The organism is Marinomonas hwangdonensis (genome assembly GCF_003721245.1).
Taxonomy (GTDB): Bacteria; Pseudomonadota; Gammaproteobacteria; order Pseudomonadales; family Marinomonadaceae; genus Marinomonas; species Marinomonas hwangdonensis.
Map to the genome: position 1 here is coordinate 588638 of NZ_RIZG01000001.1, position 22579 is coordinate 611216.

A 22579-nucleotide genomic window follows, 5' to 3' on the forward strand; every position below is an offset into this window, starting at 1 on the left:
CGACTCTTTCTATTATCGAATGGTTCTGTTCAGAACCCATGAAACAAAAACAAAAAGAGGTCACAAGTCATGCCAGAATATAAAGCGCCCTTACGCGATATTAAGTTTGTCACTGAGGAAGTACTGGATTTCCATGGACATTACGCCAAATTGCCTGGTGCGGAAGAAGCGACACCCGATATGGTGTCGGCTATTTTGGAAGAAGGTGCTAAATTTGCGGAGCGTGTTTTGTCTCCTCTCAACCGTGTCGGTGACGAGCAAGGTTGTACCTTTAAAGACGGTGTGGTCACAACGCCAGAAGGCTTCAAAGAAGCTTACCAGCAATATGTTGAAGGCGGTTGGCCATCTTTGTCTCACCCAGCTGAAGTCGGCGGACAGGGCCTGCCAGACTCTTTGGGTATGATGGTTACGGAAATGATCGCAACGTCAAACTGGTCTTGGGGCATGTACCCAGGTCTTAGCCATGGTGCGATGAATACTATTGAATTGCATGGTACTGATGAGCAGAAGCAAACTTACCTTACTAAGTTAGTGTCCGGTGAATGGACTGGCACCATGTGTCTGACTGAGCCACATTGTGGTACCGATCTTGGTATGTTGAAAACCAAAGCGGAGCCGCAAGCCGATGGCAGTTACGCTATCACAGGGACCAAAATCTTCATCTCTGCTGGCGAGCACGACATGGCGGGCAACATAGTTCACATTGTGCTAGCACGTTTACCAGATGCGCCAGCGGGCACCAAAGGTATTTCATTGTTTATCGTGCCTAAATTTAATGCTGATGAAAACGGTGAGATCGGCACAAGAAATACTCTGTCTTGTGGTTCGATTGAGCACAAGATGGGTATCCATGGTAACGCGACTTGCGTGATGAACTTTGATGGCGCCAAAGGCTACTTGATTGGCGAACCAAACCGTGGTTTGAATTGTATGTTCGTGTTTATGAACACGGCGCGCCTTGGTACGGCACTGCAAGGTTTGGCACACGCTGAGTGGGGCCTACAGAATTCCGTTGCTTATGCGAAAGATCGTTTGCAAATGCGTGCCTTGTCTGGGGCTAAATCACCTGAAAAAGCAGCGGATGCCATTATTGTGCACCCAGATGTTCGTCGTATGCTGCTGACGCAAAAAGCCTTCGCAGAAGGCGGTCGTGCCTTTATTCATTACTGCTCTATGTTAGTGGACATTACTAAAAAAGGGTCGGTGGAAGAGAAAGCAGAAGCCGACGAACTGATGTCTTTGTTAACGCCTATTGCGAAAGCATTCTTAACGGAAACCGGTTTTGAAGCGGCAAACCAAGGCTTACAAGTGTTTGGTGGTCACGGTTACATCGCTGAGTGGGGTATGGAGCAAAACGTACGTGATTGCCGTATTGCCACCATTTACGAAGGCACCACTGGTATTCAAGCGTTAGACCTTTTGGGACGTAAAGTCTTGATGACGCAAGGGGCGACATTGCGTCGATTCACTAAAATCATCCACAAATTCTGTAAGGAAAATAAAGGAGATAAACGCCTGAAGTCGTACATTTCTGTTCTTGATAAATTGAACAGCGAGTGGGGTGATGTCACGCTGAAGATTGGCATGAAAGCCATGCGTAACAAAGAAGAAGTGGGCGCGGCGTCTGTCGATTATTTGATGTTCTCTGGTTATGTTGTGTTGGCCTACTTCTGGGCGCGCATGGCGGTCACGGCTCAAACCAAGTTAGACCAAGGTACAGATGAAGAAGGTTTCTACAAAGCCAAATTGCAAACCGCGACTTTCTATTACGAGCGCCTATTGCCTCGTACGAAAGCGCACGTAGACGCTATGTTGTCTGGTGCTGATAACTTATTGGCGATGGATGAAGAGAACTTTCTGTTTTTGAATGCGTAATATTGACTTGCTGAATGCGCTAACCTGCTTCGAAAAAAGCAGGTTAGCTGTCAGTAAATTCAAAGAACAGTCACCGTTTATTGTATAGATTAGATGAAAGAGGTCATTTTATGAGTGAAGCAAAAGCAGTATTTGAGTCAATGTTAGCCCGTTTTGATGCGGATGAAGCCGATGATATGGAAGCGGTATTTCAGTTCGACCTAGATGACGATAGCAACTATCACCTGAGCATCAATGAAGGTAAGTGCGCTATGGCAGAAGGGGAGCACGATGACCCAACCGTAACGCTAAGCATGGACCTAGACACCCTGAAAGACGTAATGAGTGGTGAACTAGATGGCATGGCTGCTTTCATGCAGGGCAAAATCCGTGCCGATGGCGACATCATGCTGGCCACTAAGCTTACCCAAATTTTCCCGCAATAAGTTTGAGTCTCTGACTGAAAGCAACCAAGCTCAATGGCATGAAACGCTATTGGGCTTTTGCGTCTGCTTATTTCTCTCCAATAAAAAAAACAAACGGAGCTTTTTATGACTACCGATACGACACAATACAGCGGCTCAATGCTGGGGCAAACGCCAGGTACTTATTTGCCTGTGTCCCTTAATCCTCACGGTTACCAATCTCTTACCGACATCTTGGCGGTCGCTGTTAAGAAATACGCCGATCGTCCTGCTTTTACCAGTGTGGGTCGGACCATTACCTATAAAGAGCTCAACGACAAGTCTGATCAGTTTGCGGCTTATTTGCAGAATGAAACGGATCTGATACCAGGCGATCGAATCGCCATTCAACTTCCTAATGTTATTCAATATCCTGTTGTGTTATTCGGCGCTATGAAAGCCGGTATGGTTGTTGTTAACACCAATCCTCTTTACACACCAAAAGAACTTGAGCATCAGTTTAACGATGCGGGAGTCAAAGCCTTGGTGGTGTTTGCCAACATGGCGCACAACGTTGAAAAAATTCTTAAAAAGACCGCGATCAAGCAGGTCATCATCACTGAAATAGCGGATTTTCATTCACCAGTAAAACGCCTGTTGGTCAATTCAGTGGTCAAATACGTCAAGAAAATGGTCGAGCCTTACCATATTCCAAGTGCCTTAACATTGAACGACGCCCTAGCTAAAGGGATAGGTAAAGCCATTGTTCCCGTTGAGAAGCGACCTGAAGACATTGCCGTGCTGCAATACACAGGAGGCACAACAGGGGTAGCAAAAGGCGCTATGTTGACGCATGCCAACTTAATTTCGAACATGTATCAGCTAAGCTCTCGATTGGAATCCATCATCGCCAACGACAAGGAGGTCTATATTGCTCCCTTGCCTTTGTACCATATTTACGCCTTCTTGATTCACGGCTTAACACTGCTTGAACGCGGCGCTCACAGTGTATTGATTCCAAATCCAAGGGACCTCCCAGGTTTTGTAAAAGAACTGAAAAAATGGCCTTTCACAGGGTTTGTTGGTTTAAATACGTTGTTTGTCGGATTGTGTAATAACGCCGATTTCAAAACGCTGAATTTTTCCCATTTAAAATTGACTTGCTCCGGCGGCATGCCGCTAACGCATGCGGCAGCAGACGAATGGAAAAAGGTCACGGGTTGCCAAATCGTGGAAGGGTACGGTTTAACAGAAACATCTCCTGTGGTGTCGTTTAACCCAATAGGCAAAGAGCGAATTGGTACTATTGGTTTGCCCGTGTCTGAAACGGACATCAAAATTCAAGGATTGAACGGTGAAGCATTGCCGCAGGGCGAATCAGGTATGCTGTGCGTGCGTGGTCCGCAAGTCATGAAGGGGTACTGGAAGCGAGAAGCAGCCACCCGTGAGGTGATGACAGAAGATGGCTTCTTGATCACCGGAGACATTGCCATGATCCATCCTGATGGGTATTTGCAAATTGTTGATCGCGCCAAAGACATGATCATAGTATCGGGCTTTAATGTGTATCCAACAGAGGTAGAAGACTGCCTGTCTTCACACCCTGCCATTTTGGAATCGGCTGCCATTGGTGTGCCAGATGAAAAAGCGGGTGAAGCAGTAAAAGCCTTTGTGGTGCTAAAAGCCAATGCCCAAAAACCGGATGTCAGTGAGCTAAGGGCTTTCTGTAAAGAAAATTTGGCGGCTTACAAGGTACCAAAATACTTTGAACTGAGAATGGAGTTGCCCAAAACGAACGTAGGTAAGGTGCTACGTCGTGCGTTGCGCGAAGAAGAGCAAGCTTAGTTTCCATGTTTCGAATAGGGTTACTTTAGTCACAGGAGAAAGAGGATGACACAGGTTGCTAAGCGTACGTTAATGCACCGACGACGTATCGAATCTTACGGTTATCTGCGCGATGATGGATTGTGGGACATCGAAGCCAAAATGCAAGACTTGAAAACCTACCAAGTCACCCGTGAGTTTGATAATAGTTCGGTGTCAGAAGGGCAACCTTTTCATGACATATCATTAACGTTAACCATTGACGACACCTTTTTAATTAAAGAGGTGTCGGTATCGATGGAGGCGTTTCCTTTTCCCAACTGCGGTGGGGCAGCACCAAACTTTTCGGTCCTAAAAGGGACACGAATTGGACCTGGATGGAATCGACGGTTAAAAGAAACCTTTAGTGGAAACGTCGGTTGTACTCATGTTCTGGAATTGTTTCCCGTGGCGGCTACCACCGCGTTTCAGACCATGTGGCAACCACTGGGTGAAAAATACCCTGAAATGGTGCCACATGCGGTGAGTAAGTTAGTCAATTCTTGTCATGGTTGGTCTGAAGAGGGGCCCATGGTCAAAAAGCTGGTGGAAGAGCAGATACTGCAATTACCAGAGTATTCTCCTACTAATGTTGCGGTTAAGGAGTCAGAAAATGAGTGATTTTGTTACTGAAAGCATAGAGTCGGGTTTGCAGACCTTGTGTTTAAATCGAGTCGATAAGAAAAACGCCATTACCTTGGACATGTATCATGCGTTAACCGAAGCGCTTCGTAACGGGCAGACTAATCCAGAGGTAAAGGCCACGTTAATTATCGGAGCTGGAAATGATTTTTCCTCTGGTAATGACATTAATGAGTTTGTGCAAATCGCTCAAAAGCCCGACAAAATGAGCACCATACTGACCTTTCTTCAAGTATTAAGCGGTTATAATAAGCCCTTAATCGCAGGCGTTGAAGGGCGTGCTGTCGGTGTTGGTGCCACTCTGTTATTGCATTGCGACATGGTGCTGGCTTCCCGTGAGGCGCGTTTGCAGTTTCCGTTTGTGCAATTGGGTTTAGTGCCAGAGGCGGCGTCCAGTTATTTACTGCCACGGCTAGTAGGTCATCAAAAAGCCTTTGAAATACTGGTGTTAAGCGATGTGCTCGGTGCAACACAGGCTCATGAATTGGGCTTGATTAATCATCTTTGTGAAGCGGGTGAAGCCCATAAATTAGCATTATTGTATGCTCAAAAGATCATTGCTTTACCGGTAGAGGCGGTGGCGTTAAGCAAGGCGTTACTAAAGCACAACGACCAAGAGGAAGTGCAAGCGGCTTTGCTAAGAGAAGGTCGAATCTTTCAGGAACGGTTAAGTTCAAAAGAAGCACATCAGGCGTTTTCTGCGTTTTTGTCACGTAACCGCTAGGTTTAAACGAATACTTAGTAAGATAAACAACTAAAAGCCCTACCCATCATGTAAGTGCTGAGTAGGGCTTTTTTGCGGTTTGAGGGCACAATTGCACTCATTCAATCTTTATCGCATTCATTCAATCTTTATCTTATTCATACAATCCTCACCATATTCATACTAAACTGCAAAGAAGAAAATCGCCTTACACATCGGCTTTACGCTGGTTTGAAGGGGGTTTTCTTTTGTGTGTGAATATTTTTGTCAGTTAACTGGCGCTTTTTTGTTATTGATGAAAATCCTTCTCAAACTACTATAGATAGCATGAAAATAAAAAACACGAGGGACTTATGAAAATCCTAGTATCGGTAAAACGAGTGATTGACTACAACGTCAAAGTTCGAGTCAAAGCTGACAACACAGCAGTTGACCTAACCAATGTCAAAATGTCCATGAATCCTTTCTGTGAAATCGCGGTTGAAGAAGCGGTTCGTTTAAAAGAAAAAGGCGTTGCCTCTGAAGTCGTCGTGGTTTCTGTTGGCTCTAAATCCTGCCAAGAAACCTTGCGTACTGCTTTGGCTTTGGGCGCTGATCGCGCCATTCAAGTGGAAACCGAAGACGGTCTAGATTCTTTGTCTGTGGCAAAACTGTTAGCCAAGGTCGCTAAAGAAGAAGCGGCGGATCTGGTCATTATGGGTAAGCAAGCCATTGATTCAGACAACAACCAAACCGGCCAAATGGTCGCTGCGCTATTGGATTACCCACAGGCGACCTTTGCCTCTGAAGTGGTCATTGAAAACGGGGAAGCACAGGTAACGCGAGAAGTGGACGGCGGTTTGCAAACCTTAGCCATTACTTTGCCTGCCGTGGTAACCACTGATTTACGCTTGAACGAGCCACGCTTCGCGTCTTTGCCAAACATTATGAAAGCCAAGAAAAAGCCGCTTGATGTCAAAACGCCAGCGGATCTTGGTGTGGAAGTGGGTTCGAACGTCAGCCTAGTGTCTGTTACACCACCTCCACAGCGTGCTGGTGGTATCAAAGTGGGTTCGGTTGCTGAGCTAGTCGATAAACTTAAAAATGAAGCGAAGGTGGTGTCATGAGCGTTTTAATCATTGCAGAACACGACAATAAAAGCCTGAAGCCTGCCACACTTAATACAGTCGCTGCGGCTTCTCAAATTGACGCCGATGTACATGTGTTGGTGGTGGGGTTTGAGTGTCAAACCGTTGTTGAACAAGCTGCTCAAGTAGCGGGTGTCAACAAGGTATTAGTGGCTGACAACGTCGTTTATGAACACCAGTTGGCGGAAAATGTATCCAAATTGATCGTTGAGATCGCGGGTGGTTATGGTCATATCCTAGCACCAGCGACAACCACAGGTAAGAACACCATGCCACGCGTTGCGGCCTTGTTAGATGTGGCTCAATTGTCTGATGTGATTAAAGTCGAAGCGCCGGATACCTTTGTGCGTCCTATTTATGCCGGTAATGCGATTGCGACGGTAAAGACAACAGACAAGGTGAAAATTTTAACCGTCCGAGCCACTGGCTTTGATCCTGTTGCCGCGACAGGGGGAAATGCCGAGCGCGAGGTACTGTCCCAGGTTATTGAGAACAAAGGCAGCCGTTTCGTTAAGGAACAATTAGCAGAGTCGGATCGCCCTGAATTAACCGCTGCCAGTGTTATTGTGTCGGGTGGTCGCGGTATGGGGAATGGCGATAACTTCAAATTGCTTGAAGGTGTTGCCGACAAGCTGGGTGCAGCGATTGGTGCGTCACGTGCGGCGGTCGATGCGGGCTTCGTTCCGAACGATTTGCAAGTCGGTCAGACAGGCAAAACTGTTGCCCCAGATCTGTATATCGCTGTCGGTATTTCTGGTGCGATTCAGCATTTGGCCGGTATGAAAGACTCTAAAGTCATTGTTGCGATCAACAAAGATGAAGAAGCGCCTATTTTCCAAGTGGCGGATTATGGCTTGGTAGCGGATTTGTTTGATGCCGTACCTGAGTTAGAAAAGAGTCTGTAAATCGGTTTGAAACACGATCGATGACACACTGAATCGATCAAAAAGAATCAGCCAGACGTTTTGTAACGTCTTGGCTGTATTAATTACCGACGACAATGTGTAAGAACGCCATTGTGGTCATAATAAAAATAATTGGAGACCAGCATGATATTCGAAGGACAAGCAGTCAAGGTTGCAGTCGATGATGCCAGAGTGGCGACTGTCACCCTGGATTTGGTCGGTGATTCGGTCAATAAGTTTAATAGCCTGACCTTGAGTGAATTGGCCTCAGCGGTTGATGCACTGAAACACCTAGATGATTTGCAAGGGGTTATTTTCGCCAGCGCGAAAGACGTATTTGTCGTAGGTGCTGATATCACTGAATTTACCTCTTGGTTCAAAATGGATGAACAAGAACTCACTGACAAGTTGCAAGACGCTCACAACATCTTTAGCGACATTGCAAACCTTCCTTGTCCAACGGTCGCTGCCATCAACGGCATTGCGTTGGGTGGTGGTATGGAATTGTGCTTGGCGTGTGATTATCGAGTCATGGCGGATTCCGCAAAAATTGGTCTACCGGAAACACAATTAGGCATTTATCCAGGGTGGGGCGGTACCGTTCGCCTACCTCGTCTTATTGGTGCAGATAACGCCTGTGAATGGATTTGCGGTGGCGCACAGAAACGCAGTGAAGACGCCCTTAAAGACGGTGCGGTTGATGCGGTTGTGCCAAAAGCCAAAGTCAACGACTCAGCACGTCACCTTATTCAGCAAGTGATAGAGGGTAAGCTTAATTACCATGCACGCCGCGACGAATTGCGTGCGCCAATGGAATTTTCTCCAATCGAAAAAATGATGATTTTCGAATCGGTTCGTGGTGTGGTTGGTGCCAAAGCAGGCAAACATTATCCTGCGCCTATGGCCGCTATTAAAACCATCGAAAAAGGCATCAGCCAAGACATCGATAAAGCCATTGAGACTGAAATCAAAGGCTTTATCAAACTGGCCAAAGGCCCGGTTGCTAAGTCGCTAGTGAATTTATTCCTAAGCGACCAACAAATTAAGAAAACCGCCAGCAAGTACACGAAAAATGCCACTCCAGTAAAACAAGCTGCGGTGTTGGGGGCTGGTATCATGGGAGGGGGTGTCGCGTATCAGTCTGCTTCTAAAGGCACGCCTATTATCATGAAAGACATTCGCCCAGAAGCCTTAGAGTTAGGCTTGAGCGAAGCCAACAAACTGTTCAATGGTCAGGTAGAGCGTGGCCGTTTAACCACCGAAAAAGCGTTTAAGGCCATGAACAGCATTGTTCCGGCATTAAGTTACGGCGAGTTTGAACACGTTGACCTAGTGGTAGAAGCGGTCGTTGAAAACGTCAAAATCAAAAAGTCTGTGTTGGCCGAAGTGGAAAGCAAAATCGCTGATACCGCCATTTTAACGTCTAACACGTCGACGATTTCTATTACGGAATTGGCAAAAGACTTGAAACGCCCAGAAAACTTCTGTGGTATGCACTTCTTTAACCCTGTGCATCGTATGCCTTTGGTGGAAGTCATTCGTGGTGAAAAAACCAGTGAAGAAGCCATTGCTAAAACGGTTGCTTACGCACAAGCCATGGGCAAAACCCCTGTTGTTGTGAATGATTGTCCGGGTTTCTTGGTGAATCGCGTCTTGTTCCCTTATTTCGCGGGTTTCTCCTTGATGATGCAGGAAGGGGCGGATTTCCGAGTGGTTGATAAAACGATGGAGAAATTCGGCTGGCCAATGGGTCCTGCTTACTTACTAGACGTGGTGGGTGTGGATACGGCGTATCATGCCGACCAAGTGATGGCAGAAGGTTTCCCTGATCGTATGAAGCACGAAGGCAAAAATGCCGTTGATCGTTTGTTCGAACTTGAGCGTTTTGGTCAGAAAAATGGCAAGGGTTTTTACAGCTATGAGCCAGATCGTAAGGGCAAACCAAAGAAAATTTTCAACGAAGAAATCAACGAGCTGCTCGCCCCTGTGGTGACGTCTCAGTCTGAATTGACCGAAGACGATATTGTTGCCCGTATGATGATTCCATTGTGCATCGAAACGGTGCGCTGCTTGGAAGGCAACATAGTGGCAACCGCAGCTGAGGCCGATATGGGCTTGATCTATGGTATTGGTTTCCCTCCGTACCTTGGTGGTGCCTTGCACTACTTAGACCAAATGGGACTGCAGGCGTTTTGTGACCTTGCAGACAAATACAGCCACTTAGGTAAGTTGTACGAGCCAACCGCAAAAATGCGTGAAATGGCCAAGAACAATGACACTTTTTACGGCGCATAATATCCCATAGGCTAAAGGAGAATTTCCATGAAACTGAATCCAAATGATGTCGTTATTATCGACGCCGTTCGCTCACCAATGGGCAAAACGAAAAACGGTGTGTTCCGTAACGTACGTGCTGAAAACTTGTCGGCGGCCTTGGTGAAAGCGCTGTTTGCCCGTAACCCAACTGTCGATCAGAAAGACGTTGAAGATTTAATCTGGGGTTGTGTAAACCAAACGCTAGAACAAGGTTTTAACATGGCGCGTGCTGTGTCTTTGTTGGCGGGTCTGCCAATCACCAGTGCCGCACAAACAGTGAACCGTTTATGTGGTTCGTCTATGTCCGCGATACACACAGCCGCTCAGGCCATTATGACAGGCCAAGGTGATGTGTTTGTTGTCGGTGGTGTTGAACACATGGGCCACGTTGGCATGATGCACGGTGTGGATGTTAACCCTGCCTTGTCTAAGCACATGGCGAAAGCGTCCATGATGATGGGGGTGACCGCGGAAATGCTTGGCAAGATGCATGGTGTGAGCCGTGAAGCGCAAGATGCTTTTGCTGTGCGTTCCCATCGTCTTGCTCACGAAGCCACGCTACAAGGTCGTTTTGCCAATGAGATCGTTTCTATTGAAGGCCACGACGCCGAAGGCAATAAAATTCTAGTGGAAGTGGATGAAGTGATTCGTCCAGAAACTTCGATGGAGTCGTTAGCGTCGCTAGCGCCTGTGTTTATGCCCAAAGTGGGTACAGTGACAGCGGGTACGTCTTCTGCGCTATCCGATGGTGCATCCGCTATGCTGATGATGTCTGCGAAAAAAGCGCAAGAGCTAGGCTTAACGCCGATTGCGAAAGTACGCAGTATGGCTGTTGCGGGATGTGATCCAGCTATTATGGGTTACGGTCCAGTGCCAGCGACAAAGAAAGCCTTGCAACGTGCGGGTTTAACCATCGCGGATATTGAGATCGTTGAATTGAATGAAGCCTTTGCGGCCCAGTCTATTCCGGTACTGAAAGATCTGAAATTGATCGATTTGGTGGACGACAAGGTGAACTTGAACGGCGGTGCCATTGCACTGGGTCACCCATTGGGTTGTTCTGGTACACGTATCTCTACCACTCTGCTTAATGTAATGCGTGAAAAAGATAAGACCCTAGGATTAGCGACCATGTGTATTGGTATGGGTCAAGGCATCGCCACAGTCTTTGAACGTGTTTAATTAAGTGATTACCAAGCGCATGATGTTGTGTGCCTCTTTGCTTTAGAACAGCAAATAACCTTCTCTGTCTTTTTGCCCCGCCTTGTGCGGGGCTTTTTTTTGCGCTGGTGTTTTGTGTCTTCTTGATCAATGATAAAGACCATTCAGTGCGTTCTCATTGGGCGTATCACAAGACATTTCTATAGAAGGCATTTTCATGAAAGTAGCAATATTAGACGATTATCAAAATGTGGTGAAAGACCTTTCTTGTTTTCAACTGCTGCATGGCCATGAGGTGCAGGTGTTTAATGAAACCTTTACCACTACAGAAGATTTAGTCGCTAACCTCAAAGACTTTGAGGTTCTTGTATTGATACGCGAGCGCACTGTGATTACGGAAGAACTACTCGCTCAATTGCCGAATTTAAAGCTGATTAGCCAAACAGGAAAAATCAGTAATCACATTGATGCCAAGCTTTGCCATAAGTACGGTGTGGCTGTGGCTGAGGGTGTGGGTTCACCTGTTGCTCCCTCTGAATTCTGCTGGGGGTTAATCATGTCAGCCAGTCGACATATTCCTGCTTACGTTACGCAATTTTCACAGGGCCATTGGCAACAGTCTGGGGCGCTAGGATTAGGCCGAGTATTAAACGGCGCGGTGTTGGGGATTTGGGGCTACGGAAAAATTGGCCAACGTATTGCGCAATACGCCAAAGTTTTTGGCATGGAGGTGCTGGTTTGGGGCAGTGAAAGCTCTAGAGCATTGGCGCAAGAACACGGATTCTCAGCCGCACAAACCAAAGCCGAATTTTTTCAAAACGCGGATATTATCACACTACATTTGCGACTCAATGACGCCACCAAGGCCATAGTGACACAAGCGGATTTGGCGTTAATGAAAGCCGATTCTCTATTGGTGAACACCAGTCGTGCTGAGCTAATTGAAAACGGTGCCTTGTATCGTGAAATGTTGTCTAACCCAACAAAACAAGCAGCGATTGACGTGTTTGAATGTGAACCGGCTAATACCCATAACGAGCCATTATTGTCACTGCCCAATGTGCTGTGTACACCGCACATTGGTTATGTTGAAAAAGCCAGTTATGAATTGTATTTTAAAATCGCGTTTGAAAACGTGCTGGCTTTTGCTGCGGGTAACCCTCAAAACCTCGTCTTAATTAAGTTGCTATAAGGTATTAGTGATTTGGTGTTTGCGCAATCCAAGGTGGCGTCATCACGGTCGCCGGTTGGCGTTGCATGATGATTTCACCATGACGAACAGAGAGTAATACTTCACCTTGCTGGCGCAGCACGCTGTAGTCGTCGTGGCCTTCCAGTAGAATAAAGTTTGCTGCGTTGCCGACTTCTATTCCATATCCCTGCAAACACAGGGTGCGAGCACTGTTGTCGGTGATCATATCCAAAGCGCTGGCGTAGTCTTGATAGCCCATCATTTGGCAGATGTGCATAGCATAATCCAAGGTGCGCAGTAGTTTGCCGTTGCCAAGGGAATACCAAGGATCGAAGATAGAGTCTTGCCCTAGGCACACATTGATATTGGCTTCTCGTAATTCTTTGACCCGGGTAACACCGCGACGTTTAGGGTAAGTATCAAAACGACCTTGCAAATGAATGCTTTCCGTCGGACACGAGATAAAGTTAATGCCGGAGTTTTTTAATAAACGAAACAGCTTAGAGCAATAGGCATTGTCATAAGAATGCATGGCGGTGGTATGGCTGGCGGTGACTTTTGGCCCCATATTGTGAAAAAGCGCTTCACAGGCTAGGAACTCTAAAAAGCGCGAATTGGGATCATCAATTTCATCGCAATGCACATCGACCAAGCGGTCATATTTTTTGGCGAGTTCTATGATGAGTTTGACGGATTTCTCACCCAATTCCCGAGTGTATTCGAAATGGGGTATACCACCGACCACGTCGGCACCTATCTGTAAAGCTTCTTCCATGAGTTTTAAGCCATTTGGGTAAGACAGCATGCCGTCTTGCGGAAAGGCCACCACTTGCAAATCAATTTTATCTTTAAGTTCATCACGCAGCGCACACAGTGTACGAACGCCGATTAACGACGGGTCTGTGGTATCCGCATGGGTGCGAATAGCCTGTACGCCGTTCTGTACTAACAGTTCTATGGTGGACAATACTCGTCGACGAATGTCCGCTTCATTAAGCATGGGTTTACGTTGGCGCCAACGTTCTATCCCTTCAAACAGAGTGCCACTTCGGTTCCATTCTGGCTCGCCAGCCGTGAGGGCGGCATCAAGGTGAATGTGTGGTTCGACAAAGGGTGCACAGATTAGCTGCCCTTTAGCGTCAATCATTTTCTCTGTCGGTGAAAGTGTGTTTTCTTGTGTTTCAATTTTACTAAAACAACCTTCGGTAATATGAAGAGAAAACAACTCAGAGCGATGGCGTAAACGGGCATTGATAATCTGCATGGTAACTCCTCAGTCATGGTGTGCTTCTATCATACTGGCATAAAGTGGCTGTGTATTTCTGAATATAGGCGAGTTTTGCTGCTGAAAAGACGATAACGAATGAGTTTTTGCGATCAGGTCTATCGGATTGTTAGTTTTTATTTATTGGTTTGTTTGGTTTTTTAAGTCTATAACTATTACAACGAAAAAGATTTAGGCAATAAGCAGGAGAAAATACGATGTCAAACGAAAGTAAATGCCCTTTTAATCATGGCGCAACAGATAATACTAGCGCTGGACAATTTGCAGGCCGTGGTACCTCGAACAAAGAGTGGTGGCCAAATCAACTTAATTTAAAAATTTTACATCAGCATTCGGCAAAATCGAATCCTATGGGCGAGGATTTCAATTATGCAGACGCTTTTAACCGTTTAGATCTAGAGGCGGTGCGTCAAGATTTGTATGCGCTGATGACAGATTCACAAGATTGGTGGCCAGCAGACTATGGTCATTATGGTCCTTTCTTTATTCGTATGGCGTGGCATAGCGCAGGGACATACCGTACAGCAGATGGTCGCGGTGGTTCCTCGTCTGGTACACAGCGTTTCGCGCCATTAAACAGCTGGCCAGATAACGTCAACTTGGATAAAGCGCGTCGATTACTTTGGCCTATCAAGCAAAAATACGGTCGTCAAATTTCTTGGGCAGATTTAATGGTGTTGGCGGGTAACTGCGCATTAGAGTCAATGGGATTTGAAACCTTTGGTTTTGCAGGCGGACGAGTCGATGTTTGGGAGCCTGAAGATGATATTTACTGGGGCACGGAAAAAACTTGGCTTGACGATGAGCGTTACACAGGTGAGCGTGATTTAGAAAACCCCCTTGCTGCCGTGCAAATGGGTCTAATTTATGTCAACCCAGAAGGCCCAAATGGTAAGCCTGATCCGCTGGCTTCTGCCCATGACATACGCGATACCTTCAAACGCATGGCGATGAACGACGAAGAAACCGTTGCCTTGGTGGCGGGTGGTCACACGTTTGGTAAAACACACGGTGCAGGTGACGCCGCTCAAGTAGGAGCCGATCCGGAAGCGGCTGGTATTACTGAGCAGGGTTTTGGATGGCGCAATAGCCAAGGTCAAGGCCACGGTGTAGATACTATTTCCAGTGGTCTAGAAGGGGCTTGGACACCAAACCCGATTCAATGGGACAACGGCTATTTTGATACGTTACTAGGCTATGATTGGGAATTAACCACCAGTCCAGCGGGTGCAACGCAATGGAAACCCAAAGGCGATGCATTATCGGATGCGGTGCCGGATGCCCATGATGCCACCAAGCGTCATGCTCCTATGATGTCTACGGCCGATATGGCATTGAAAATGGATCCCGCTTATGCGGAGATTTCTAAGCGTTTCCATGAGAACCCAGACCAACTTGCTGATGCCTTTGCTCGTGCTTGGTACAAGCTAACGCATCGTGATATGGGGCCAGTGTCTCGCTATTTAGGGCCATTGGTTCCTCAAGAAGAACTGATTTGGCAAGACCCGATTCCTGCTGTAACGCATGCTTTGGTTAATGACCAAGACGTGGCGGCACTAAAAACCAAAATATTGGCTTCTGGTTTGAATGTGTCTCAGCTGGTTTTAACCGCGTGGGCGTCAGCGTCGACGTATCGTGGTTCTGACAAGCGTGGTGGAGCAAACGGCGCTCGTATCCGTTTAGCGCCACAGAAAGACTGGCCAGCAAACCAGCCAGCACAATTGGCCTCTGTCTTGGCGACCTTAGAAAGTATCCAAGCGGATTTCAATCAGGCTCAAGCAGATGGAAAACAAATCTCTTTAGCGGATTTAATCGTGTTAGCGGGTTCTGCAGGCGTTGAGAAAGCGGCTAAGGCAGCGGGTTTTGACATCACTGTGCCTTTTACACCAGGCCGCGGTGATGCCACCCAAGAGCAAACCGATGTCGAGTCCTTTGAGGTGCTTGAACCCATCGCCGATGGTTTCCGTAATTACCAAAAAGGTCGATACACGGTTACCACAGAAGAGATGCTTTTAGACAAGGCGCAGCTACTGACCTTGTCAGCGCCAGAAATGACGGTGTTACTGGGCGGTTTACGTGTATTGAATACCAATGTGGGTCAATCTCAACATGGCGTATTCACCAAACAGCCTGAAGTGTTAAGCAATGACTTCTTTGTTAACTTGCTGGATATGAATACCCAATGGGTGGATGCATCGAAAGAAGGTGCCAAAGAAGAGGAATTTGAAGGCCGCGACCGTAAAACCGGTGCCATCAAGTGGACGGCGACCCGTGCAGACTTGATCTTTGGCTCAAACTCTCAGCTTCGTGCCATTGCAGAAGTGTACGCTTGTTCAGACTCACAAGAGCGCTTCGTAAAAGAGTTTGTTGCTGCATGGACAAAAATCATGGAGCTGGATCGTTTTGATCTCGTCTGATCGAGACTGATTTTAAAAAGACGCGATTCGCTAAGCTCTATCAACCCCGCATTCGTGAGGATAGCGGGGTTTTTTGTTGTCTTTTTTCACGAGCCGCATGGTCATTGGCGCTGGCACTTTATAACTTGCTGTTATAAGATCGCCAAAATTTTGATGTCTAAATAGATGATAAATGTTTTGTCATTTTTTTGATTAAAATAGTCTACTCTAGATTAAATCGGTTTAAAGAAATAATTAAGGTTAAACAGAATGAAAGTATCCCATAAGGTCGTGCTATGCGCGTCGATAGTTGTGGCCTTGGCCTTCAGCGCTTATTCTTGGCCTTCAGCGCTTACTCTTGGCTGCAATACAGTAATGTAAGGGCCGCCTTGTACGAAAACACCGTTACCAGCACACAAGAAAGCAGTAAAGCGCTGGCTTTTCAGGTCAATAATTGGTTAAAAGGCAAAATGGATTTGATTGAATCCATTTCTCAAACCGTGGATGCTGATTTCAGTCCTGTAATGGTGCAAAAAGCCTTTGATCTGCCCATCTACGAAAAAGAATTTCTGTTGCTGTTCGGTGGTTTAGAGAGTGACGGCACTCGATTCACCAATGACCCCAATTGGAATCCACCAGGTTGGGATGCGCGAAAACGCCCTTGGTATCCTCTAGGTCAACAGCACAAACAAGCCGTATTAACCGAGCCTTATGTATCAACAGAAGGTGATATTCTTATTTCGGTTATTGCGGATCTGTCAGACAAAGGCCAATTCAAAGGTGCCTTTGGTGGAGATTTGAGTCTTAACGTCGTGTCTGATGCCGTCAATGCACTCACCTTCAATGATACGGGCTACGCGTTTTTATTAAATAAAACCGGTAAGATTATTAGTCATCCTAATGCAGACTTGAATGGTAAACCAGTATCAGATTTATTGACAAAGACGTTTTCAACATCTGATACTGGGTTAGTTGAAAACCAGCTTAAAGATGGCACTTCCGTCCTTGTTTCTTTTAGTCCTCTTACTGGACTTTACGGTGCAGATTGGTACGTGGGCGTGGTGCTTGATGAACATAAACTTTTTGCTAGTGTGCGAGAGTTTGGTTGGATTGCCGCCATCAGTACCTTGATCGCCTCCATGTTAGTGTCCTTAGTCTTGTGTCTGGTGATCACTCGATTATTGGAACCACTACGTGCACTCTACGACTCGCTTAAAGAGATTAATGGTGGTGAGGGCGACCTGACCAAGCGTTTAGCCATTGTCAGTAATGACGAGTTTGGCGCTGTATCGCAAGAGTTCAATAAGTTTGTAGATTACTTGCAGCACCTTATTAAAGAAGTGAAAGGGCGCTCGCTGCGTGTTCGTGAAAATACGGATAAAACTTCTTTGTCATCGGCACGATCTTCTGCAGAACTTTATACTCAAGTAAGTGAACTTGAGTAGCTTGCCACGGCCATGCATGAAATGTCCGCTACCGCACATGATGTTGCCGATAACGCACAAACCGCTGCTAGCCGCGCGAATCAAGCGGATCTTTCGGCTAAAGACGGAGAGGCTATTGTCGAGAAAACCACCGCGTCTATTGCTCAGTTGACTGAGAAATGGGTGGCGTGGTCAACACCATCAATGAACTGGTTACTTACAGCAATAATATCGAGTCAATATTGACGGTCATTACGGATATTGCCGATCAAACTAACCTGCTGGCATTGAACGCGGCCATTGAGGCAGCCCGTGCGGGTGAGCAAGGTCGAGGCTTTGCGGTTGTTGCTGATGAAGTCCGTACTTTGGCGTCAAAAACGCAAGAATCGACGGATCAGATACGCAAAACCATTCAACAGCTACAAACGGGTGTGAGAGGGGCGGAAAAACTGATTCTAGAAAGCAGAGAAAGCGCTAACGAAACACAACAAATCGCTAACAAGGCGAAAGAGTCTTTAAGTGCGATCCGACTGAGCATTAATGAAATCAATGACATGACGGTTCAAATTGCGGCCGCTGCAGAAGAGCAGAGCGCAACGTCTAACGAGATTAATCGCAACACAACCAATATTCGTGATATCAGCCAGTCTGTTTCTAATTCAGCGAAAGAGCAATCTGCACTTTGTGAGACCATGGTGGAAATCACCACAGAGCAAGGCAAAGCGTTGGATAAGTTTAAGGTGTAAGCTTGAGGTTTCGAGTTAAATCGACAGTTGAAAACTGAGAAACATCGAGAATGTATCAACAGGCAAGATCGTCATGATCTTGCCTGTTTTTTTTGAATTAATGCTTCCAGTCAATTTGTTTTGTATCGCCTATACCGCCTTCGCTGTTCAGTCGATAGGCCAATGCGACCAATAACGTCTGCGCCAGTGTCATTGAGGAAGTCAGAGAACGAAACCCCATTACCTCCGCTTCTTTCACATCAAAATAGACGTCAGCAAGGGCCGCTAATGGGCTTATTTTACTGTCAGTGATGGCAATGACCTTAGCGCCCGCTTTGAGCGCATATTCACTGACACTGACGGTTTCTTTCGCGTAGGGGCTGAATGTTGTGGCAATAATGACATCGTTTTTTCGTATATTACTGGCTTGTTCAACCAACATGCCTCCACCACCATCGATTAGGTGCGTTGTCTTATTCAAATGCCGTAGGCTGTAAGCAAAGTAGCTTGAAATAGGGTAGGCACGGCGTAGTCCAATGAGATAAATATTTTGCGCGTTTTCAAGTAAATCAACGGCTTTATTAAGCATCTCTAGCGAAAAATGATGAGTCATATTGTTCATTGAAGAGGCGTTTCCACTGCTGAATTCCTCTAAAATGTAAGACGCATCAATGCGATTACTGGACGAGTTTTTGCTAAGTTTAACACGCTCACTGTAGTTAGATGTTTGCTCAACGAGGGCGTTGCGAAACACGTTCTGCATTTCGCTAAAACCGTTGTATTCGAAAGCGGCCGCAAATCGGACTAATGTAGAGGGCGGGACATCGCATTGTTCGGCAAGACTGGCAACCGTCTCAAGGGCGACAGTATTGGGGTGCTCTAATAAAAACCGAGCTACTTGCTGTAATCGCTTACTTAAACTGTCGTAGTTGCGACTGATGGCTTGCTGTAATTGTTCAAGAGTAGAAGGTGCGCCCAAAAACTGACTCCTTAAGCGAAAGAATAGAGTGTGATTAACTTGTTGCATTATAGCGTTTTATCGACGAAAAAACCGTTCCTTCCGCGCCAATATCAGTATTGACTAATAATGTTCAGTGACTGACGAATAGGATAAAAAATATAAAACTGAAAAGTGGAGTGCTCCCCCCATAAAATTTCTTTTAAAGAGGGGAGCGGCTCGTTTTGGGTTGAACTAAATCAAATTAACGGAATTCTCCTGCGTATTGTTCAACAAGTTCGATATTGTCTTTTGTGATAAACCCAGGCCCAGAGTTGACGTTGTTACTAGGAATCAACCCATAACGCGAATACAGTGTTAGGAAGCTAACAGGCAGATACCCTTGCAGATAGGGCTGCTGGTCGATGGCAAAATCGATCGTGCCTTCTTTAATCGCAGCGGATATTTCGCTACTCAAATCAAAGGTGCCAAAATAGATATCATTCAGGTTTCTATTTTTTGATAAAGCACGCAGAGTTGGGTGTGCTGAGGTTGGGCCTAGCGCTAAGATAGCATCTGTATTTGGGTTTCTTCTAAGATAGGCCGACACTTTCGTTTCTACATCGGTTGGGTCAGCACCCGCATCTATCATTTGGCTACCCAACTCAATGCCGAGTCCTTTTGCAAAGCCCATACAGCGCTCAACAGACGCCGGGTTTGTAATGTAATGGTTAACGCAAAGAAAGGATTTAACGCCTTCTTTTTTGGCGCGCTCACCTGCACCAAGACCCGCTGCAAATTCAGGCTGACCAATGTGCATCAGAGCACCCAGTGCTTTGGACTGCATCTCGGTGCCTGAGTTCATGGTAATAAAGGGTATGCCTCTCAACCTTGCTTTTTCTAACGGTCCTTCTAGCGTATCAAAGTCTGCGATAGACAGTATGATGCCGTTTGGATTCGTGGCAACCGCTTGTTCAACGATTCGAGCCATGTCAGCCAAATCCCCCGTTGGAGGGTTGCGATATTCCACGGTGACTTTCATGTCGTCACTCGCATGTTTTACCGCGTTTTTTATGACGTTCCACCAAGAGTCTGAGTCTGGTGCATGGGAAATAAACACGAAACGTTCATTTTCTGCATGAGCCGTTGTTGCAATCGACATAGCGCCGAGAGTGGCTGCGCCCGCCACAAGTACCGCCGTGCTTTTTTGTAAAAACTTTTTCATTCAAACTATCTCCGCTACCGTTCGTTATTGTTGTTATTACTTACTTTGGATTTAGTAGTTACCCCTTCTGATCTATTTATGAACAGAATTGACCTGATAATAGAATGAATATTTCATAATTGCAAATTTTTGAAATATTTAGTTTTATCTGGTTTTTTTCTATTTAAGTAATTGTTTTTAAATAGAAAATTTATTTTATTGAGGTTTATTTTGTTTGTTTAAGAAAAAAATAAAAAAATATTCGTTTTATCTGTTGAAAAAAATGAAACATTTATTCTATTATGATTTCATTGTTGAAACGATGTGTTGAGAAAAATCAGCTGCATAAAATAAATATAATAATTCAGAAGGTGAGGTGTTATGACAAATCCAACCCAATCAATCCAAGGTTCGCGTTCAATGGATGAGGTACCGAAAGCGGATGGTGTAACGAAAGCAGATAGTGCCAGAAAACCAGACAGTATGGTTAACGTTGCACCTGCTGCCGATGAACGGGTTCGAAAGGTATCCGCTTGGAAAAGAATGTTGCATCGTCCCGAGCTTGGGGCATTGTCTGGTGCAGTATTGGTGTTTGTCTTTTTCTTTTTGACCGCAGGCGACTCTGGCATGTTTGCGTCTGATGGCATCATGAACTGGACAACGGTCTCTGCCCAGTTGGGACTCATTGCGATCAGTGCCTGTCTGTTAATGATTGCGGGTGAGTTTGATTTGTCCATTGGTTCTATGATTGGTTTTGCTGGCATGATGATGACCATCCCCGCTGTGTATTGGGGGTGGCCGGTGTGGCTTGCTATATTGTTTGCTTTCACAGGTGCCATGTTCATTGGTTACTTGATTGGCTATATCGTCGTTAAAACCGGCTTACCTTCTTTTATTGTGAGTCTTGCGTTCTTGTTTATTTTGCGAGGACTCACCATTGCCCTGTCAATTCTGTTTACCAATCGAACCATAGTGAGCGGTGTGAACAACTATTCTGAAGGGGATTGGCTTGCCGCTGCCTTTGGCGGAACGATAGGGAATGGTTTTTTTGTCTGGTTAGCCGATATGGGCATTATTAGCAGTTATAACGACGGTACACCTATTGTTACTGGCGTACCTATGGTTATTGTTTGGTGTTTTTTACTTGCCGTCATTTCTAGCTGGGTTCTATTGCGCACAAAATACGGTAACTGGATTTTTGCGACGGGAGGCGACAGCAAAGCGGCTCGCAACGTAGGGGTTCCTGTCGATAAAGTGAAAATTTCTTTGTTCATGTTTACCGCGTTCACGGCCACTGTGTATGCCGCCTGCCAGGTGTTTGAATTTGGATCTGCCTCCGCTGATCGCGGTGTTTTAAAAGAGTTTGAAGCCATTATTGCGGTTGTTATTGGTGGTGCTTTGCTAACTGGCGGATACGGCTCTGTGATCGGTGCTTGTCTTGGCGCCTTGATTTTTGGTGTCGTACAAATGGGCATATTCTTTACCGGTATTGATTCAGATTGGTTCCGCGTCTTTTTGGGCTCCATGTTGTTAATCGCGGTTTTGTTCAACAACTACATTCGTAAAAAAGTAACCGAAGCAAAGCATTAGGCTGTGTTTCCAACAAAACTTACTTTTTAGCCAGAGAATTTGGAGAATAAAATGAGCGAATTTGTTATCGAATTGAAAAATGTGAGCCGTTATTTTGGTTCAGTAATCGCCCTAAAAGACATCAACATGAAGGTCAAGTTAGGTGAGGTGCATTGTTTGTTAGGTGACAACGGTGCCGGAAAATCCACCTTGATTAAAACCCTAGCTGGTGTGCACGCCCCAAGTGAAGGGGAATATTATCTAGACGGCGAGCCGGTGGTGTTTAAATCCCCCGTCCAAGCATTGGATGCAGGCATAGCGACTGTGTACCAAGATCTTGCTTTAGTGCCGTTAATGAGTGTGACACGAAACTTTTTTATGGGCCGTGAAATAACCAAAGGCCGAGGCATTTTTCAACGCTTTGATATTGAAAAAGCCAATCAAATTGCCCAGGCGGGTATGGCGGAAATGGGCATTCATGTGCGTGACCCTTCTCAAGCCATTGGCACCATGTCTGGTGGTGAAAAACAATGTTTGGCCATTGCCCGTGCGATTCATTTTGGTGCCAAGGTATTGATCCTAGATGAACCCACCGCAGCACTTGGGGTAAAGCAATCGGCCAACGTACTGAAAGTCGTGGCGAAAGCCAAGGCAAGAGGATTGGCGGTGATCTTGATTACCCATAACGTTCATCATGCGTATCCGATCGCTGATCGCTTTACCTTGTTAAACCGAGGTCAAAGTCTGGGTTCTTTTATGAAGTCTGAAGTCAGCCGCGAAGATGTGTTGGAAATGATGGCGGGCGGTCAAGAACTGGATGAATTAACCGCTGAGCTAGAAGAATTTAGCCGTTTGGATGCTACCGCATAAGG

At 46.0% G+C, this 22579-nt stretch carries 19 protein-coding genes; 16 read left to right on the top strand and 3 right to left on the bottom strand.

The window, feature by feature from the left end:
* Nucleotides 1-69: 69 nt before the first annotated feature.
* The 10 genes from EBI00_RS02725 (at nucleotide 70) to EBI00_RS02770 (ending at nucleotide 12167) form a co-directional block, all read left to right on the top strand.
* Nucleotides 70-1875, top strand: a complete 1806-nt coding sequence (locus EBI00_RS02725) for an acyl-CoA dehydrogenase C-terminal domain-containing protein (protein WP_123094374.1) — start codon at nucleotides 70-72, stop codon at nucleotides 1873-1875.
* Nucleotides 1876-1985: 110 nt separating this feature from the next.
* Nucleotides 1986-2300, top strand: a complete 315-nt coding sequence (locus tag EBI00_RS02730; RefSeq protein ID WP_123094375.1) for an SCP2 sterol-binding domain-containing protein — start codon at nucleotides 1986-1988, stop codon at nucleotides 2298-2300.
* A 105-nt stretch (nucleotides 2301-2405) separates the two neighbouring features.
* Nucleotides 2406-4103, top strand: a complete 1698-nt coding sequence (locus tag EBI00_RS02735; RefSeq protein ID WP_123094376.1) for an AMP-binding protein — start codon at nucleotides 2406-2408, stop codon at nucleotides 4101-4103.
* 45 nt (nucleotides 4104-4148) lie between these two features.
* Nucleotides 4149-4742, top strand: a complete 594-nt coding sequence (locus EBI00_RS02740) for a DUF2889 domain-containing protein (protein ID WP_123094377.1) — start codon at nucleotides 4149-4151, stop codon at nucleotides 4740-4742.
* Nucleotides 4735-5487, top strand: coding sequence for an enoyl-CoA hydratase-related protein (locus EBI00_RS02745; RefSeq protein ID WP_123094378.1), 753 nt, complete (start codon nucleotides 4735-4737; stop codon nucleotides 5485-5487). The genes EBI00_RS02740 and EBI00_RS02745 overlap by 8 nt, the downstream gene beginning before the upstream one ends.
* A 332-nt stretch (nucleotides 5488-5819) precedes the next feature.
* Nucleotides 5820-6572: an electron transfer flavoprotein subunit beta/FixA family protein gene (locus EBI00_RS02750; protein WP_123094379.1), complete on the top strand. Its 753-nt coding sequence runs from the start codon at nucleotides 5820-5822 to the stop codon at nucleotides 6570-6572.
* Nucleotides 6569-7498, top strand: a complete 930-nt coding sequence (locus tag EBI00_RS02755) for an electron transfer flavoprotein subunit alpha/FixB family protein (protein ID WP_123094380.1) — start codon at nucleotides 6569-6571, stop codon at nucleotides 7496-7498. The genes EBI00_RS02750 and EBI00_RS02755 overlap by 4 nt, the downstream gene beginning before the upstream one ends.
* Nucleotides 7499-7642: 144 nt before the next feature.
* Nucleotides 7643-9793: a fatty acid oxidation complex subunit alpha FadB gene (fadB, locus tag EBI00_RS02760; protein WP_123094381.1), complete on the top strand. Its 2151-nt coding sequence runs from the start codon at nucleotides 7643-7645 to the stop codon at nucleotides 9791-9793.
* Nucleotides 9794-9820: 27 nt separating this feature from the next.
* Complete coding sequence (fadA, locus tag EBI00_RS02765; RefSeq protein WP_123094382.1) at nucleotides 9821-10996, top strand: acetyl-CoA C-acyltransferase FadA; 1176 nt, start codon at nucleotides 9821-9823, stop codon at nucleotides 10994-10996.
* 196 nt (nucleotides 10997-11192) lie between these two features.
* On the top strand, nucleotides 11193-12167 hold the full coding sequence (locus EBI00_RS02770; protein ID WP_123094383.1) for a D-2-hydroxyacid dehydrogenase family protein: 975 nt from the start codon (nucleotides 11193-11195) through the stop codon (nucleotides 12165-12167).
* 4 nt (nucleotides 12168-12171) lie between these two features.
* On the opposite strand, the gene codA is transcribed toward EBI00_RS02770, so the two are convergent.
* Nucleotides 12172-13431, bottom strand: coding sequence for a cytosine deaminase (gene codA / locus EBI00_RS02775; RefSeq protein ID WP_123094384.1), 1260 nt, complete (start codon nucleotides 13429-13431; stop codon nucleotides 12172-12174).
* A 218-nt stretch (nucleotides 13432-13649) separates the two neighbouring features.
* Between codA and katG the strand changes: the two genes are divergently transcribed.
* From katG to EBI00_RS16130, 4 genes are all read left to right on the top strand, one after another.
* Nucleotides 13650-15869 carry a catalase/peroxidase HPI gene (gene katG, locus EBI00_RS02780; RefSeq protein ID WP_123094385.1) on the top strand — a complete coding sequence of 740 codons (2220 nt, stop codon included), beginning with the start codon at nucleotides 13650-13652 and terminating at the stop codon, nucleotides 15867-15869.
* Nucleotides 15870-16144: 275 nt separating this feature from the next.
* A complete protein-coding gene (locus tag EBI00_RS16120) occupies nucleotides 16145-17293 on the top strand; it encodes a PDC sensor domain-containing protein (protein WP_148039066.1) in 1149 nt (382 codons plus the stop codon).
* A 21-nt stretch (nucleotides 17294-17314) separates the two neighbouring features.
* A complete protein-coding gene (locus tag EBI00_RS16125; RefSeq protein WP_148039067.1) occupies nucleotides 17315-17518 on the top strand; it encodes a hypothetical protein in 204 nt (67 codons plus the stop codon).
* The gene (locus EBI00_RS16130; RefSeq protein ID WP_148039068.1) at nucleotides 17452-18018 is read left to right on the top strand and encodes a methyl-accepting chemotaxis protein; all 567 of its coding nucleotides are present in this window, start codon (nucleotides 17452-17454) and stop codon (nucleotides 18016-18018) included. Before EBI00_RS16125 ends, EBI00_RS16130 begins: the two co-directional genes overlap by 67 nt.
* Nucleotides 18019-18115: 97 nt before the next feature.
* On the opposite strand, the gene EBI00_RS02790 is transcribed toward EBI00_RS16130, so the two are convergent.
* Both EBI00_RS02790 and EBI00_RS02795 read right to left on the bottom strand, forming a co-directional pair.
* Nucleotides 18116-18976 (bottom strand): MurR/RpiR family transcriptional regulator, encoded by an 861-nt coding sequence (locus EBI00_RS02790; RefSeq protein WP_123094386.1) that lies wholly within the window; start codon nucleotides 18974-18976, stop codon nucleotides 18116-18118.
* Nucleotides 18977-19199: 223 nt separating this feature from the next.
* On the bottom strand, nucleotides 19200-20159 hold the full coding sequence (locus EBI00_RS02795) for a sugar ABC transporter substrate-binding protein (protein ID WP_123094387.1): 960 nt from the start codon (nucleotides 20157-20159) through the stop codon (nucleotides 19200-19202).
* Between the two features lie 360 nt (nucleotides 20160-20519).
* On the opposite strand from EBI00_RS02795, the gene EBI00_RS02800 reads away from it, so the two are divergent.
* Both EBI00_RS02800 and EBI00_RS02805 read left to right on the top strand, forming a co-directional pair.
* On the top strand, nucleotides 20520-21728 hold the full coding sequence (locus tag EBI00_RS02800) for an ABC transporter permease (RefSeq protein WP_174714885.1): 1209 nt from the start codon (nucleotides 20520-20522) through the stop codon (nucleotides 21726-21728).
* A 51-nt stretch (nucleotides 21729-21779) separates the two neighbouring features.
* Nucleotides 21780-22577 carry an ATP-binding cassette domain-containing protein gene (locus EBI00_RS02805; protein WP_123094388.1) on the top strand — a complete coding sequence of 266 codons (798 nt, stop codon included), beginning with the start codon at nucleotides 21780-21782 and terminating at the stop codon, nucleotides 22575-22577.
* The last annotated feature ends 2 nt before the right edge of the window (nucleotides 22578-22579 follow it).

Coding starts and splice junctions, on each gene's coding strand:
- EBI00_RS02725 (WP_123094374.1), top strand. CDS start 70: ATGCCAGAATATAAAGCGCCCTTACGCGATATTAAGTTTGTCACTGAG.
- EBI00_RS02730 (WP_123094375.1), top strand. CDS start 1,986: ATGAGTGAAGCAAAAGCAGTATTTGAGTCAATGTTAGCCCGTTTTGAT.
- EBI00_RS02735 (WP_123094376.1), top strand. CDS start 2,406: ATGACTACCGATACGACACAATACAGCGGCTCAATGCTGGGGCAAACG.
- EBI00_RS02740 (WP_123094377.1), top strand. CDS start 4,149: ATGACACAGGTTGCTAAGCGTACGTTAATGCACCGACGACGTATCGAA.
- EBI00_RS02745 (WP_123094378.1), top strand. CDS start 4,735: ATGAGTGATTTTGTTACTGAAAGCATAGAGTCGGGTTTGCAGACCTTG.
- EBI00_RS02750 (WP_123094379.1), top strand. CDS start 5,820: ATGAAAATCCTAGTATCGGTAAAACGAGTGATTGACTACAACGTCAAA.
- EBI00_RS02755 (WP_123094380.1), top strand. CDS start 6,569: ATGAGCGTTTTAATCATTGCAGAACACGACAATAAAAGCCTGAAGCCT.
- fadB (WP_123094381.1), top strand. CDS start 7,643: ATGATATTCGAAGGACAAGCAGTCAAGGTTGCAGTCGATGATGCCAGA.
- fadA (WP_123094382.1), top strand. CDS start 9,821: ATGAAACTGAATCCAAATGATGTCGTTATTATCGACGCCGTTCGCTCA.
- EBI00_RS02770 (WP_123094383.1), top strand. CDS start 11,193: ATGAAAGTAGCAATATTAGACGATTATCAAAATGTGGTGAAAGACCTT.
- codA (WP_123094384.1), bottom strand. CDS start 13,431: ATGCAGATTATCAATGCCCGTTTACGCCATCGCTCTGAGTTGTTTTCT.
- katG (WP_123094385.1), top strand. CDS start 13,650: ATGTCAAACGAAAGTAAATGCCCTTTTAATCATGGCGCAACAGATAAT.
- EBI00_RS16120 (WP_148039066.1), top strand. CDS start 16,145: ATGCGCGTCGATAGTTGTGGCCTTGGCCTTCAGCGCTTATTCTTGGCC.
- EBI00_RS16125 (WP_148039067.1), top strand. CDS start 17,315: ATGTCCGCTACCGCACATGATGTTGCCGATAACGCACAAACCGCTGCT.
- EBI00_RS16130 (WP_148039068.1), top strand. CDS start 17,452: ATGGGTGGCGTGGTCAACACCATCAATGAACTGGTTACTTACAGCAAT.
- EBI00_RS02795 (WP_123094387.1), bottom strand. CDS start 20,159: ATGAAAAAGTTTTTACAAAAAAGCACGGCGGTACTTGTGGCGGGCGCA.
- EBI00_RS02800 (WP_174714885.1), top strand. CDS start 20,520: ATGACAAATCCAACCCAATCAATCCAAGGTTCGCGTTCAATGGATGAG.
- EBI00_RS02805 (WP_123094388.1), top strand. CDS start 21,780: ATGAGCGAATTTGTTATCGAATTGAAAAATGTGAGCCGTTATTTTGGT.